This window comes from Pseudoalteromonas sp. CuT4-3, assembly GCF_035666335.1.
GTDB lineage: Bacteria > Pseudomonadota > Gammaproteobacteria > Enterobacterales > Alteromonadaceae > Pseudoalteromonas > Pseudoalteromonas atlantica.
Window position 1 is genome coordinate 1,550,662 of sequence record NZ_CP142030.1, and the last position, 14,728, is coordinate 1,565,389.

13 protein-coding genes are annotated in these 14,728 nt (G+C 40.2%); 6 read left to right on the plus strand and 7 right to left on the minus strand.

Features of this window, described 5'->3' with window-relative positions; all coding sequences use genetic code 11:
- Positions 1-180: 180 nt before the first annotated feature.
- The gene (gene pta / locus VOI46_RS07060; protein WP_004587777.1) at positions 181-2,340 is read right to left on the minus strand and encodes a phosphate acetyltransferase; all 2,160 of its coding nucleotides are present in this window, start codon (positions 2,338-2,340) and stop codon (positions 181-183) included.
- Positions 2,341-2,342: 2 nt separating this feature from the next.
- Complete coding sequence (locus VOI46_RS07065; protein ID WP_282337782.1) at positions 2,343-3,557, minus strand: acetate kinase; 1,215 nt, start codon at positions 3,555-3,557, stop codon at positions 2,343-2,345.
- Positions 3,558-3,857: 300 nt separating this feature from the next.
- Here VOI46_RS07065 and yfbV point away from each other — a divergent pair, with 300 nt between their 5' ends.
- Positions 3,858-4,304: a terminus macrodomain insulation protein YfbV gene (gene yfbV / locus VOI46_RS07070; protein WP_054982400.1), complete on the plus strand. Its 447-nt coding sequence runs from the start codon at positions 3,858-3,860 to the stop codon at positions 4,302-4,304.
- Between the two features lie 132 nt (positions 4,305-4,436).
- Here the strand turns inward: yfbV and VOI46_RS07075 are convergent, their stop codons facing one another.
- From VOI46_RS07075 to xthA, 3 genes are read right to left on the minus strand one after another with little or no spacing between them, the layout of a single operon-like run.
- Positions 4,437-5,237 carry a putative RNA methyltransferase gene (locus VOI46_RS07075; protein WP_029772082.1) on the minus strand — a complete coding sequence of 267 codons (801 nt, stop codon included), beginning with the start codon at positions 5,235-5,237 and terminating at the stop codon, positions 4,437-4,439.
- A complete protein-coding gene (locus VOI46_RS07080) occupies positions 5,234-5,881 on the minus strand; it encodes an energy-coupling factor ABC transporter permease (protein WP_004587781.1) in 648 nt (215 codons plus the stop codon). Before VOI46_RS07080 ends, VOI46_RS07075 begins: the two co-directional genes overlap by 4 nt.
- Before the next feature lie 5 nt (positions 5,882-5,886).
- On the minus strand, positions 5,887-6,693 hold the full coding sequence (gene xthA / locus VOI46_RS07085; RefSeq protein WP_004587782.1) for an exodeoxyribonuclease III: 807 nt from the start codon (positions 6,691-6,693) through the stop codon (positions 5,887-5,889).
- A gap of 241 nt (positions 6,694-6,934) precedes the next feature.
- Between xthA and VOI46_RS07090 the strand changes: the two genes are divergently transcribed.
- From VOI46_RS07090 to rluB, 4 genes are all read left to right on the plus strand, one after another.
- On the plus strand, positions 6,935-7,366 hold the full coding sequence (locus VOI46_RS07090) for a hypothetical protein (RefSeq protein WP_004587783.1): 432 nt from the start codon (positions 6,935-6,937) through the stop codon (positions 7,364-7,366).
- A 221-nt stretch (positions 7,367-7,587) separates the two neighbouring features.
- A complete protein-coding gene (locus VOI46_RS07095) occupies positions 7,588-8,109 on the plus strand; it encodes an EF-hand domain-containing protein (RefSeq protein ID WP_004587784.1) in 522 nt (173 codons plus the stop codon).
- Between the two features lie 151 nt (positions 8,110-8,260).
- On the plus strand, positions 8,261-8,851 hold the full coding sequence (gene scpB / locus VOI46_RS07100) for an SMC-Scp complex subunit ScpB (protein WP_004587785.1): 591 nt from the start codon (positions 8,261-8,263) through the stop codon (positions 8,849-8,851).
- On the plus strand, positions 8,848-9,717 hold the full coding sequence (rluB, locus tag VOI46_RS07105) for a 23S rRNA pseudouridine(2605) synthase RluB (protein WP_282337774.1): 870 nt from the start codon (positions 8,848-8,850) through the stop codon (positions 9,715-9,717). The genes scpB and rluB overlap by 4 nt, the downstream gene beginning before the upstream one ends.
- A 200-nt stretch (positions 9,718-9,917) precedes the next feature.
- Here rluB and VOI46_RS07110 read toward each other — a convergent pair.
- Both VOI46_RS07110 and VOI46_RS07115 read right to left on the minus strand, forming a co-directional pair.
- A protein-coding gene (locus tag VOI46_RS07110) for an IS3 family transposase (protein ID WP_096041988.1) occupies positions 9,918-11,152 on the minus strand; the annotation gives its coding sequence in 2 pieces (ribosomal slippage) (positions 9,918-10,801 and positions 10,801-11,152; 1,236 coding nt in all).
- A gap of 101 nt (positions 11,153-11,253) precedes the next feature.
- A complete protein-coding gene (locus VOI46_RS07115) occupies positions 11,254-12,000 on the minus strand; it encodes a YciK family oxidoreductase (protein WP_004587787.1) in 747 nt (248 codons plus the stop codon).
- Positions 12,001-12,227: 227 nt separating this feature from the next.
- Between VOI46_RS07115 and VOI46_RS07120 the strand changes: the two genes are divergently transcribed.
- Entirely contained in the window at positions 12,228-14,657 is a 2,430-nt protein-coding gene (locus VOI46_RS07120) for a VolA/Pla-1 family phospholipase (protein ID WP_004587788.1), read from the plus strand.
- Positions 14,658-14,728 lie beyond the last annotated feature (71 nt).

Sequence of the window (14,728 nt, forward strand, 5' to 3'; positions counted from 1 at the left end):
TTGGCTTTAAATTAAAGGTGTAACAGCCATTAAAATAAAGGCTGTGTGGCTGTGGGTAATAAGGATTTAAAACTTACCCACAATTTCTGTGGATAAGTATGGGAATTGGTAGGTATAAATAGCCTAACTAATTAATTAATAAGTAAATATTAGCTAGGCTATAAAAAGCACTAGTTTGATTTAGGCGTTTTCGAGCGCTTCAACTTGAGCTGCTTGAATAGCCGTAAGTGCAATGGTGTACACTATGTCATCGACTAATGCGCCACGGCTTAAATCGTTAACGGGCTTTCGCATACCTTGTAGCATAGGCCCTATGCTGATTAAATCGGCACTACGCTGTACGGCTTTGTAGGTAGTGTTACCGGTATTAAGGTCTGGGAAAATAAATACCGTAGCTTTACCGGCTACTGGGCTATTTGGTGCTTTTTTAAGAGCAACATTTTCCATAATCGCAGCGTCGTATTGCAATGGCCCATCAATAATTAAATCTGGACGTTTTTGTTGAGCAATTTGCGTGGCTTCACGCACTTTTTCAACATCGGCGCCAGAGCCAGAAGTACCTGTGCTGTAGCTTATCATGGCAACACGTGGCTCTATGCCAAACGCAGCTGCAGAATCAGCTGACTGGATAGCGATATCTGCTAATTGTTCTGCATTAGGGTCGGGGTTAATTGCACAATCGCCGTATACTAGTACTTGGTCGGGCAGCAGCATAAAAAACACAGACGATACAAGTGATGACCCTGGTGCGGTTTTAATTAACTGCAGCGGTGGGCGAATTGTATTAGCTGTTGTGTTAACAGCGCCAGATACTAAGCCATCGACTTTACCTTGCTCAAGCATCATAGTGCCCAGTACAACATTATCTTGTAATTGCTCTTGTGCTACGACTTCTGTTAAGCCTTTGCTTTTACGAATTTCGACCATAGGTGCAACATAGTCGTTAATCACCGATTTTGGCTCAACAATACTTACATGTTCGTTAAGCTCAATACCTTGTTGCTCGGCAATACGCATTATTTCATCGCGATCGCCAAGTAATACTGTTTTTGCAATACCACGTTGTCCACAAATAGCCGCGGCTTTAATAGTACGCGGCTCATTTCCTTCAGGCAGCACCACTGTTTTAGCCGCTTTACGGGCTTTATCTGTAAGTAAGTAACGAAACGCAGGAGGAGAGAGCTTACGTGTTTTGCCAACATTTTTTGCAAGCGTATCGAGCCAATCAGAATCGATATATTCTGCGTTGTGATCTTTTACTTTTTCAATACGTTGGTCATCATCGCTTGGTACTTCCATATTAAAATTATGCAGTAGTAATGATGTACGCCAAGTATCGGCCTCTGTGGCTAAAATAGGCAAGCCTGTTTGCATTGCTTGTTCACATAGCGCCATTATGCGCGGCTCTGGTTCAAAACCACCGGTAAGTAAAATAGCACCAATTTTAGTGCCGTTCATGGCAGACAAACACGCAGCGACCAAAATATCTGAACGATCGCCTGGGGTGACTAATAATGCGCCCGGTGTGAAGTGGTTCAAAATGTTTGATACAGTACGCGCACAAAACGTAATACGGCGTAAGCGACGGTGTAGCATGTCGCCTTCGTTAATAATGGTGGCTTTTAAATACGCGCTTAAATCTTTAACGCGCGGCGCTACTAAATCAAAGTCCCACGGGATGGCGCCTAACAGCATAAATGGGTTTTTTCTAAAAATAGGTAAAGAAGCTAAACGGTTTAATTCGTTATCGAGCTCTTCTGCTTTGTATGAATCGACCAAATCAGCGCGGGCGCGGCCTTCTTCATCAAGCGGGGCATTCACTTTGTTAAAAATACAGCCTAAAACGCGCGGGTGATCAATGCCACCATAATACCCAGCAGCAATTTCTAAACGGTCTTCAATTTGCGTAATGGTGTAATTACCTGGGGTTAATACAAATACAATATCGGCACCCAGAGTTTGGGCTATTTCGCGGTTTACACGCCCGGCATAAGGTTGGCGGCGAGTAGGCACCATGCCTTCAATAATAGCCACTTCGTCATCGTTAATTTTACTTTCAAAGCGCTCTACTATTTCTTCCAGTAAATCATCGCCTTTACCATCGCCAATCATTTGCTCTGCATAGCTTAATGCAAAGGGAGTTGGTGGGGTAATTGATGAGCCTTGCATAATAATTTGAGTCGACTTTTCAGGGCCTGTTTCACCCGTACGTGGTTGGGCAATTGGCTTGAAAAAGTTAACTTTCACGGTTTTTTGCTCAAGCGCACGCACTAACCCGACAGAAACAGATGTTAAACCAACACCCGTAGAAACCGGAATTAACATAATACGACGTGCCATAATTAAAGCTCCTTCACTATGTTAGCGGCATCAAGGGCAATCACCCATTCTTCATTAGTTGGCATTACAACCGCTTTCGTGGTCGCGTTGTCAGAGCTAATAATGCCTTCATTACCAAATCGCGCATCTAAGTTGGCTTGTTTATCGCAATCTAAGCCTAAAAACGCCAGTTGTGTGATTACTTTTTCGCGGATAATATCTGAGTTTTCGCCTATACCACCGGTAAAAATAAGCGCATCTAATTGCTGTAATGGCACCATGTAGGCGGCAATTTGTTTAGCAAGGCGGTAGCAAAAAATATCAAGTGCAAGGGCGGCTTTTTCATGGCCAGCTACAGCGGCTTCTTCTATGGTTCTGCAGTCGTTAGACAGTTCACTAATACCTAACAAACCACTTTCTTTATTAAGTAAGTTGTCGATTTGTTTTGCATCGTAATTAAGTTGTGTTGTTAAAAAGTTAAATAAACCAGGGTCGATATCACCGCTGCGGGTGCCCATTACTAACCCAGCAAGCGGGGTTAAGCCCATGCTAGTATCTACACTTTTACCGCCTTTAATTGCACACACAGAACAACCATTACCTAAATGCGCACTAATAAAATTGCTTTGCTCAACAGGCTTATTAATTAATTTAGCGGTTTGGCCTGCTACATAATAGTGGCTTGTGCCGTGCATACCGTAACGGCGAACACCGTGCTCTTTGTATAGCTTGTAAGGGAGTGCATATAAGTAGGCTACTTTATCCATGGTTTGATGAAATGCAGTGTCAAAAACAGCAACCTGGGGCAAACCAGCAAACGAAGCCTGCGCTGATGAAATACCCAGTAAGTTTGCATGGCCATGTAAAGGGGCAAGGCTTGAAGCATCTGAAATACCCGCAATGACTTTTTCATCCACTAATGCAGATTGAGTAAAGTGCTCACCACCGTGTACAACACGATGGCCTACGGCAATTAAATGCTCATCTAAATGGTGATCTTTAATTAGGCTCACAAGCGTATTAATTGCTTCACCATGCGCTTGATTAGCAGCTAAGGTGATAACGGTTTTATCACCTTGGTATTTATATTTAATAGATGGATTTTCTGAACCTAGGCGTTCAGCTAAGCCCGAAATAATTTCATGCCCGTTATCAGCATCAATAATGGCGAATTTTAAACTCGAACTACCACAGTTTAATACTAAAACGTGTTGTGATTTAGAGGGCGTAGTTGGCATAGATACAGTTTCCATAAACAATAAATTTAGTAAGTGTACGTTAAGATATGAACAATACACTTAAGGTGCAAATTAAAGGTAAACTTAGCCACCATATAGGTGATAAAAAAGCGACTAAAGTCTAATTTATAAGATGCGTATTTTAACCCAGTTAATAAATTTAGTTTAGTGTTTAGTTGCTTATATATACAAAAACAATAACTTTTACTGCTAAAGTGTGAAGCTATTTATTTGTGTTACACTTACAGGCAGTGGCAAGCAGGCGCTACGGGTTTAAAAGTTTAGATGTGAGGAGTCATGATGCAAAAAAGTGTGATGTCACAATTACAAACGGGTAGGTTATATGCAAAAAAATGGCCTATGCGTAAAGAGTTAGCACCGTTGTTTAACGAATTTAAAGTAATTAAGGCAACCGAGCTGGCAATTACTGTAATGCCAATATTAGCCATGCTTACGTTATTTTTTCAGCTTAACTATTTAGGCCCCGATTTTTTACCGCAAGCGATTGCCAGTGCATTGTTTTTTTTGTCGTTGCCGTTGCAAGGCTTGTTTTGGTTAGGTAAGCGAGCCGAAACACCATTAGAACCGAGCATGCAAAAATGGTACAACGAGTTATATACCAAAATGGTGGCAAATGGCTATCAAGCCCAAATAAGCGAAAACAAGCCCCGTTATATGGAGCTTGCACACTTATTAAAAGACATGTTTGATAAAATGGATAAAGCGTTTACTAAAGAGCAATTTTAGAGCGCGTTTATCTGTAAGTGTATGAGCAGAGCGCACGCTTTGCTCCATTTATTTTTGACACTCCCTCTGGCATATGAGCTTACTCAATATAGCCGGGCAGTAACTTCCTCACTAACACTCGTTATTAAAACATCAATCGGCTTTACTAAACTCGGTAATGTAAAACGATAGGGTGACGCTTTGGGCGCCTTTTTCTTCAAGAGTTTGCCAATGTTCAGGTCTAAATTTCCACGCAAATGGTGTCATCATTATTAAATTTTTAATATCTGAAAAATTAAGCGTAACCTGCTCTGTAATGAGCTTTTGATCTGCTTTTATAAAGCCGCTTGGCGTGTCAATTTCAGTGTGTTTTGCTACATCTGCATAAATATATTCTTTAAGCTCTTTTAAATGCCACGGCCCTGGGCTTGCAACTACTAATGTGGCATTTGGCGCTGCTAAACGCGCCAGCTCTTGCTCAAACAAAGGCGCAAAAACACTCAGCAATACGTCAGCAGTGCCTGACTTAAAAGGCGCCTGGCTAATTGATGCAACGCTAAAATGACATTGTGGGTATCGCTTTGCTGCATATTTTACGGCTGATTTAGAAATATCGACGCCGTATACCTGCGCCTCAATTTTATCGGCAATGGCATGAGTATAAAATCCTTCGCCGCAGCCTAAATCTATTAGCACGTTTGGTTTGCGCTCACTAATTATATTACTTAATGCGCGCTGTAAAAATGCGTAAAAGCCTTGCTCTAAAAAAGCACGCCTTGCTTGTACCATTTCGAGCGAATCACCCGGTTGCTTTGAGTTTTTGTGTTGCACCGGTAGTAAATTTACATAGCCTTCTTTGGCAAAGTCGAAGGTGTGATTATTGTCACATCGAAGTGATGAATTATGTTTTAAAAGTGCGTGGTTACATAAAGGGCATTGGTATTGCAGACTCATGAGTCTAGGTAGTCCTTATCATAAAAAGTTTTGACCCAGTGTGGCCGGTAAGTGATCAAAAGCGTAATGGCCATACCGTTAAGCATAGCCTCAGGAAACCAAATGATAGCACTTAGGTATACGTAATTATCTGCCAATTCTTGCCAATTATATTGCCCTATAAGCAAATAAAACAAAGCCCCTAAGCTTATTTTTAGACATGCAATAAAGCCTGCCAATATAAAAGAGCATACAAAAATATAAACAAAAAAGTGACGCGGTAAATACTGATAACTCATTATAAAGCCAAGGTAGCTTAATAAAGTAGGAATAAATGCACCAAACAGTATTTGCATGGGCAAAAGGTTAAGATCAATGTTTGCAAAAGCCGCCAATAGGGCACTGGCCAGCAGGCTACTTAAAATAGCAAGGCGCCACCCTAAAATTAGCGTTGCGGCAGTTACACCTAAAATGTGTAAATCAAGACCGCTTAAAATACCCGCTTTAATTTGCCATAACATGGCAAATACTAACGCACACGCAAGTACCCCTATTTGCCGTGCAGGCATTTTATAAAGTGCTTTATAGGTGTTTTTTTCTACGCTTATAAAGGTAATAATTAAAACAAGGGCCCAAAGTAGCCCTTGCATTTTAAACGTTAACATAGCAATTATTTAAAGGTTGACCAAATAGGGGCATGGTCAGAGGGCTTTTCTATGCCCCGTAATTCGTAATCTATGCCGGTATCAATACAGCGCTCGGCAAGGGCATGGGTAGCAAGTACAACATCAATACGTAGGCCACGATTATCCACAAACCCTTTAGAGCGATAATCAAACCACGAATATTTGTCGCTTGTTTCAGGGTTTTGCTCTCTGAAGGTATCTTTAAAGCCCCAATTTAATAATTTAGCAAGCCATTCGCGCTCCTCTGGTTGAAACGAGCACTTACCTGTTTTAAGCCAGCGTTTAGCGTTTACTTCACCAATACCAATATCTAAGTCGGTGGGCGAAATATTGATATCGCCCATAACGATAACGTCTTCATCGGGCGTGTGGTTTGTTTCTAAATGGGTCATTAAATCTTTGTAAAACTGGCGCTTATAAGGGAATTTTATTTCGTGATTTATATTATCGCCTTGTGGGAAATAACCATTCATTACCGTTAGGTCGCGGCCATTTTCTTGCTCAACTGTCACACTTATCATGCGTTTTTGTGCTTCTTCAGTGTCGCTGGCAAAACCTTTTAAGACCGATTTAGGCTCATTTTTGCATAACATTGCCACACCGTAGTGCGCTTTCTGACCATGAAAATAAACGTGGTAACCCATTTTTTGTACGTCCTCGAGAGGGAACGCCTCATCATGAACTTTAATTTCTTGCAAACCAATAATGTCTGGCTGGTGTTTATCTATAATTGCTTGTAACTGGTGTAAGCGAGCTCGCAGACCATTGATATTGAAAGAAATAACCTTCATAAAATTTACCTTTAATTAGACTCTGTTTTTATAACTAAATTGTATCAGTAAATAAGCCTACATAACATGATCGAAATGAGAAAATAGCTGCACAAATGTTGATCAATTGGTGCGTAAAGTTTAAACATTGTAAATGCTTTATTAATTATTTAAATAAATAAAAAATTCAATTGATATCGTAATTATTGAATATATAATGCGCAAAAATTACTTGTTTAGTCGTTCAAATAGGATCTCTCTCATGAAAACACAATTACTTTTAGCTACTGCTTTATTAGCCTCTGCGTCTGTATCAGCAAAAAGCAACACTTACTTTAGCCAAGATAATAAACTTGAATCTAAATTATGTGTATTAAGTGCAAATGAAGGCTTTAGCGCAGCGCGTAAAGAAGCAGCACAACACGGTGTATACTTATCGCGTTTTTCTAAAAGTGTTTTATGTAATGGTCAAGATATTCGCGACATTGCTAAAAAAGTAACGTCTAACCAAGCTGCTGAATCAAAAGTTGAAGTGTTTGCAAAAGATGCACACCAAGAAACACAGTTATGTATCACAGCGTTAAAGCAAGGCCTTGCGCCTGTTCGCCAAAAAATTGGTAACTTAAACTCGTTAAAGTGTAACGGACAAAACGTAACTGAATTTGTAAAGCGTTACCAAAACGCAGCAATCTAATTGCGCGGTAATATGTAGATTAAAATAATGCCCAGTTTGTACTGGGTATTTTTTTGCAAAAATTACAAGGTATGCAGCAATCATTGCAAAGCTAAGTAATTGATTAATGTATATAAAATAATCTAAATTCACGTAACTTATTGATTGTTGGTGGCTTGTGCACTTTGGCATTGGACTTGTATTAATTAAAGTGACATTTACTAACTACAAGGATACGTCTTATGAAAAAGTTAACACTCGCAACAACTATTTTAGCTTCGTTAAGTTTAGCCGCATGTGCCTCAAATCAAGGCCTTGAAAAAATCGATAGCGATTTTGCAAGTTTAGATAACGACAGTGATGGTTATATTTCAAAAGTAGAAGCAGATGACGATAGCATCTGGGGCCACTTTTCAAATATTGATACCAATATGGATAACGAGATCAGTCGTAAAGAATTTAACACTTACATGCAGTTAAATACCGGTAAGGTAGCGACTGACAGCGAAGTAAGTGAGTCGGCGTTTAAAGCTAAAATAGCTAAATTTGATAAAATCGAAAATGATTTTAGAAGTTTAGATAACGACAAAAATGGTTACATCTCAGTAGAAGAAGCTGACGATGATGATATTTCAAACCATTTTGGTTACATGGATGGCAACAATGATAAGCGCATCAGTAAAGGTGAGTTTAAAGGCTACATTAGCAAATACGGTAAAGCCGTTGCTGAAGATGATGCACTAAAGCATTATAAAAACAGCTAATATTAGCTAAATACGCTACACATAAGAGCCAGCATTAATTGCTGGCTTTTTTGTGCATTTAATTTGTTTTAAAAGCAGATATATTTTCCCCCTTTTGCGATGTTCTGTCATAATAGATGGCTACGTATTTTAAAGGACAAAGCAAAATATTATGGCGGGTCGTCGAATTAGTGATGAACAATTAATTGAGATCATTGAAGCGGCTATATTTGTCGCAGACAAACCTGTTAGCAAACGCCACTTAAAAGATACTGTACTGGCTGATTTAGCTATTCCTATGTCACGAATTAACACTGCCATAGACGCTATACATATCCACTATCAAACACGTGGCATTAAGCTAGTTGAAGTAGGCAGTGGCTATCGCTTTCAAGCGTGTAGTAGTTTAAGCCCTTGGCTTAGTAATTTATGGCAAGAACGGGCACCGAAGTACTCTCGCGCACTACTAGAAACATTATCGTTAATTGCCTACAGGCAACCAATAACGCGTGGTGAAATAGAGCAAGTACGAGGCGTAACAACCGGATCAGCAATTATTAAAACCCTCCTTGAGCGAGAGTGGGTTAAAGTAGTAGGGCATAAAGAAGTACCTGGTAAACCAGCGCTTTATGCCACAACAAAATTATTTTTAGATTATTTTTCGTTAACCGGTTTAGATGAACTCCCTGCATTGCCAGCGCAACAGGAAAGTAAAATAAACCAGTTATTAAGTGATCCTTCTGTGAGAGAACCATCCGAATGAGTATTCAAGGTGAAAAGTTACAAAAAGTCCTAGCCCGTGCAGGGGTAGGCTCACGACGTGAAATGGAAAAATATATTGATGCAAACCGTGTTAGTGTTAATGGTAAAGTGGCTAAATTAGGTGACCGTGTTGAGGAAACAGACTTAATACGTGTTGATGGCCACAGCGTAAAAATTGAAGAAAAAGCCGACCGTATTTGCCGTGTAATTATGTACAACAAGCCAGAAGGGGAGTTAAGTACACGTAAAGACCCTGAAGGACGTCGTACCGTTTTTGACCGTTTACCACGCATAGACGGTGAGCGTTGGATTGCTGTTGGTCGTCTAGATATTAACACGGCAGGTTTAATGCTATTTACCAACGATGGTGAGTTAGCTAACCGCTTAATGCACCCAAGTTATGAAGTTGAGCGTGAATATTCAGCCCGTGTATTTGGTGAAGTGACCAATGAAACCATTAAAAACCTAACGCGTGGCGTAGAGCTTGAAGATGGTCCTGCTAAATTTTTAACGGTTAAATCTTTGGGTGGTGAAGGCATTAACCGTTGGTACAATGTAACGCTAAACGAAGGACGTAACCGCGAAGTTCGCCGCTTATGGCAATCGCAGGATGTAGAAGTATCGCGCCTTATTCGTATTCGTTACGGAAAATTAGAGCTAGATAAGCGCCTTCCTCAAGGTGGTTGGGCTGAACTTGATTTAGAAATCGTTAACTATTTACGCAAAACCGTTAAATTAGGCCGCGAAACACAAACTAAACTGTCGGTTATGCCTGAAAAACGCAAAGACAAGCGTGCTAAAATTAACCAAATTCGTAAAGCGGTTAAAAAGCATAACCAACGTGTTAAGCAAACTAAGCGTAAGTAATACTAACCCGCAATAATACTTAATCATTTTGCGGGGCTAAACGTGTCGCTATCTAGGTAAAAAAATGCTCATTTAGCACAGCTAAATAGCGAATTTTTGCCAAGCGAATAACACGTTTTTCTAGCCTCAAAGTAGCTCGCTTAATTAAGCGAATAGGTATAATTACAAAAAGTGTCCCGTCCTGAAATAGGTTGACGGTTTTAATGAAAGACTTGGTGCGAAAGCGCCAGGTCTTTTTTATGCACTTGATTTGGTGTTTTCATATCCAAACTTAAGTGCGGTCGCATTTCATTGTATATAAATATCGATTCTTCAACGAGCTGTTTTAACTCTGCCATATTGCGACATTTATACAGTAAAAACTCTTGCTTTAATATCCCGTTAATACGCTCTGCTAATGCGTTTTGATAACAGTCATACCCATCGGTCATCGATGGTCTAATGCCCTCTTTTAATAGCGCATTTTGATATACTTCAGAGCAATATTGTAAACCTCTATCTGAATGATGAATGGCATCACGTTTATATACGCGTTGCTTAATTGTCATTTCTAATGCTCTGACTACATCGGTTGCTTTCATTTCATCACTCAGCTCATAACCCATTATTTTTCGACTGTAAGCATCAGTGACTAACGATAGGTAATGCACGCCTTGCGCTGATTTTACGTATGTAATGTCACTAACGAAGACTTCCTCGGCCGCAGTAGGCATGTATTCCTTTAGTAAATTGGGATGCTTGCGCATCCAATGGTTACTGTTTGTTGTTTTAGTGTAATTTTTCTTTGGTTTTACAAGAAAGTCATGCTCTCTCAAATAATCAAAAAAACAATCACGACCTAGTTTAATGCCACGCTCTTGCAGGTCTGGCTTTATCATCAGATAAAGTTTCTTCCCACCAATACGAGGCATGAATTGCCGCCAGTACATCACTAATTCTTTGACTGGCTCCAATTCTTTATTCCGAGCATCTATTCTGCGCATAGCTTGATAGTAACCTTGTCGCGTTACGCCATATGCACGGCATAACGGAGTAAGCTTTATTTGATGGTTTTCTTTTGCGCGCGTGATAGCTCGGATATGTACTTTTTTCGCAAGCCCGCTCCATATTCTTCATCCATAATATTAATCATTTCATCTTTGATTAAATCCTTTAGGCGTAACTCTTCTATCTCGCGCTCTAAACGTTTAATTTTTTGTGCTGGGGTTTCTTTCGATTTAGGCATGTTGGCTATATAAGTTGGTTTAGACCAATCTAATTTACCATGTTTTCGCAGCCATACCAGAACGGTACTGCGGCCTTGAATGCCGTAATGACTTTGCGCTTGTTTATAGGTGAAGTCGCCTTTTTCTACTTGCTCAACAATAGATAATTTAAAGCCTAATGTATAATCTCGCTGAGTACGCTTAACGTCTTTAGTTTTAGTGGTTTTCATAAAATAAGTCCTAAATGTGTAAACACATTTCAGGACAAGACAAAGATTACCGACAAAAAAGCCGCAATATATGCGGCTTTTTTTATAATTAAAAATGTAGTTTACTTTTTTTGTTGCGCATCGAGAGATTCACCGTTTACATCACTCGAGTCATCACTCATTAAATATAAATACGTTGGCATTAAATCTTCTGGGGTAGCAAGCTTATCGCGATCCTCCCCTGGATACGCTGATGCACGCATAGAGGTACGCGTTGCGCCAGGGTTTATACAATTTACACGGATATTGGTTTTACCTACTTCGCAGGCCCATGTTTGCATCATGCCTTCAACTGCAAATTTAGATATTGCATAAGGCCCCCAAAATTCGCGCCCTTTACGGCCAACGCTTGATGAAGTGAAAACAATAGAGGCATTTTCTGATTTACGCAGCACAGGGAATAGCGCTTTGGTGATCATTGCTTGCGCAGTAACATTCACTTTCATGATGTTTTCAAACGTAGAAGAGCAAAAGTGCTCAAGTGGCCCGAGTGAACCTAAAATACCGGCATTATTCAATAAGCCGTCTAATCGGCCAAATTGACTTTCGATTGTAGCTGCTAAATCGCGGTAGTTTTGTTTTGTCGCGCCTTTTAAGTCCATTGGCACAATAGCAGGCTGAGGGTAACCAGCATTGACAATCTCATCGTAAACGCATTCGAGCTTATTTGTTGTTTTACCAAGTAAAATAACTGTCGCGCCATGCTTTGCGTAGGTAATTGCTGCTACGCGGCCAATACCATCGCCGGCACCTGTAATTAAAATTACTTTATTTTGAAGTGCATTTGGAGTTGCTTGATAAGTTTGCATATAAATACCAATTTATAAAATTTTTTTGATTTTAACATAGCAAATCGTCAAGTAATCGAATTTATTGAAAATTTAGGTGGCGGAATTATAAACTTTACGTTAAGTTTAACTGGTCTAATGTCTCATTAATAAACTGATTACATTGTTTTAACTTTACTACACTGATTAAACACACTTACTTTGAACGAACACACTATAAAAATAAAGATATGTGCGGAGCCAACAATATGAAAAAAATGCTACTCTCACTCTCGGTTACAGCTGCGTTAGCAGGTTGTGGCGGCGGAGAAACATTAGAAGATGTTAAAAACGATACTGCAACCATAATACCTAATGCCACGGTGACCTTTGACCCTGCAAATGGGGTTTTATCTGTCCCTAACGATTTATTAATGAGCGGCACTCAAGACGGCACAATTAATATTCCAGGTGAATTAGACGATGATAACGTCTCTGTGCCTCGCACTGCTTATGCAGATCCGCAATTAGCGCTAGGTGCGTTAGATGGCTGGTCATCGCAAGTGCCTTACAAAATTGATTTAACTTTCCCTACAGGCGTATCGCTTGATGAAACCTCTGCAGCGTCGCCTGGTACAGTAAGAATTTTTGAAGTGGTTATGGGCGCAAGCTTAACTGACGCAGAATGTGCTGTTGTTACAGCTGGTTTAGCGTGTAAATTGGTAGGTGAATTAACCTACGGCGTAGACTTCATTTCTCAAGCCTCTGGCGATGCAGTTGCTATTATCCCATTAAAACCTTTCACACCAGGAAGTTCTTACATAAATGTATTAACCACTGGATTAAAAGACTCTCAAGGGCGTTCTATTCAGCCTTCTTCTACTTACGCTTCTGTAAGTGAAGAAGCTCCATTGATTACTGATGCTCAGCTTGGTCTTCAAGCGGCAGTAAATAGCTATGAGAATGTGGTTGTAAGCTCAGGTGATATTACAAAAGATGATATTATATTTTCTGCTGCTATGACCATTCAATCAGCAGGTCCTGTGCTTGGCACAATTAAAAACTTACTGGCAGCTAGCTTACAAAATGATGCATTACCAACACCAATGGTAAGTGTACCTGAACAAGCAATGGTAAATGTGCAGCAAGTATTTGCAGCTGCTGGTGTTAGCGTATCGGATGCGTTCTCTGGTGTGCAATATTTAAAAGGTAGCGTTATGTTACCTATGTATTTAGGCACGCCAACAGGCACTGAAATAAGTGATTTAAATGATACTTATTGGCAAGGTATGTGTGACAACGCGGTAGCTGTTTTAGGTTACAAAGCTGCAGCAGGCGAAGCTTTCCCTGCAGAGCCAATTAGCGATAATGATGGGCTTTGTGCTGCGTTAAGTGACGGACAGTTGCGTGATTTAGGTTTAGACACTACGCGCCATTTAACTAAGTATAACTCTATTCCTAAAGTGCAAAGCATGGCGAATGTGCCAGTGCAAATAACCAAACCTATTTTACCGGTTATTAATTTTATTCGTGATTCACAAGGTCTTGATCCAATTGAAATGCCAGAAACTGGCTGGCCAGTTGTTATTATGCAACACGGTATAACAACAGACAAAGAAAGCATGTTGGCATTAACTGCACAACTTTCAATTCAAGGTTTTGCCACAGCGGCGATTGACCATCCTCGCCATGGTGAGCGTGGTGTAGATGTTGATGCTGATGGGACAGATGACTTTAATGCAACGACGGGTTCAGTACTAAGTTACATGAACTTAAACTCATTATTAGTGGCTCGTGATAGCTTGCGTCAATCATCAGCAGATTTATTAGGCTTACGCTTAGGTTTAAACTTTATTAATGATGAGACAATTAATGCACAAGATGTAACCTATGTAGGGCATTCTTTAGGCTCTATTGTTGCACCTGCATTTATAGCTCAGGCTAATACTCCGCTTGCAGATACAGTTGACCCATTATTTAAGGTAAACACGGTAGCACTTGCCAGTGGCGGTGGCGGTATAGCAAGCTTTTTACTTGAATCGGCTGCGTTTGGGCCATTTATTCAAGGTTCTGTATTATCGCAAGCTGGTACAGCAGAATCACAAGAGTTTAACGAGTTTCTACAAGCAGATGCTATTTCAAACTGTGGTACATTATTACCAGATATGGAAGCGTTTTTAACTTGTGGCTATCAGGCGTATGTAACCTCACTTACTACGGCAGGGGAAACTACAAAACTTGCTAACATTCAAGCGGTAATGACCGAGTTTGCTTTTGCAGCGCAAACCGCACTTGATAGCGGAGACCCAACAAATTACGCAGCAGCGGTAAATGCATTAGGTACCCCTGTATACACTAATGTAGTTGTAGGCGATGGCGCAGATAACAAACCAGACCAAGTTATTCCGCCAGCGGCAGCAAATAACCCTATATCGGGCACAATTCCGTTAGCAACATTAATGGGGCTTGAAACAGTAAGCACTTCACAAGCACTAAGTGAAACCCCGGCGAGTTATTTGGTAAAATTTACAAAAGGGCACCATGGCTCAATTTTAACGCCAGCACAAGACGATGCCCAAGCGGCAACTGTTGAGGGCAGTGCAGCAGCAAACGCTGAAATGCAGCTCCAAGTAGCTACTTATTTAGCTGCACGCGGGCGTATGTTATTAGTCAGTAATCCAGAGGTTGTGACTGATTAATCAGCAAAAACCTTATTAACCTTGAAAAGCCACTGTTTAGTGGCTTTTTTTTGTTATAAAGCATGATAAAT

Coding starts and splice junctions, on each gene's coding strand:
- VOI46_RS07120 (WP_004587788.1), top strand. CDS start 12,228: ATGAAAAAAATGCTACTCTCACTCTCGGTTACAGCTGCGTTAGCAGGT.
- VOI46_RS07080 (WP_004587781.1), bottom strand. CDS start 5,881: ATGTTAACGTTTAAAATGCAAGGGCTACTTTGGGCCCTTGTTTTAATT.
- rluB (WP_282337774.1), top strand. CDS start 8,848: ATGAGTATTCAAGGTGAAAAGTTACAAAAAGTCCTAGCCCGTGCAGGG.
- VOI46_RS07115 (WP_004587787.1), bottom strand. CDS start 12,000: ATGCAAACTTATCAAGCAACTCCAAATGCACTTCAAAATAAAGTAATT.
- VOI46_RS07065 (WP_282337782.1), bottom strand. CDS start 3,557: ATGCCAACTACGCCCTCTAAATCACAACACGTTTTAGTATTAAACTGT.
- yfbV (WP_054982400.1), top strand. CDS start 3,858: ATGCAAAAAAGTGTGATGTCACAATTACAAACGGGTAGGTTATATGCA.
- VOI46_RS07090 (WP_004587783.1), top strand. CDS start 6,935: ATGAAAACACAATTACTTTTAGCTACTGCTTTATTAGCCTCTGCGTCT.
- scpB (WP_004587785.1), top strand. CDS start 8,261: ATGGCGGGTCGTCGAATTAGTGATGAACAATTAATTGAGATCATTGAA.
- xthA (WP_004587782.1), bottom strand. CDS start 6,693: ATGAAGGTTATTTCTTTCAATATCAATGGTCTGCGAGCTCGCTTACAC.
- VOI46_RS07095 (WP_004587784.1), top strand. CDS start 7,588: ATGAAAAAGTTAACACTCGCAACAACTATTTTAGCTTCGTTAAGTTTA.
- pta (WP_004587777.1), bottom strand. CDS start 2,340: ATGGCACGTCGTATTATGTTAATTCCGGTTTCTACGGGTGTTGGTTTA.
- VOI46_RS07075 (WP_029772082.1), bottom strand. CDS start 5,237: ATGAGTCTGCAATACCAATGCCCTTTATGTAACCACGCACTTTTAAAA.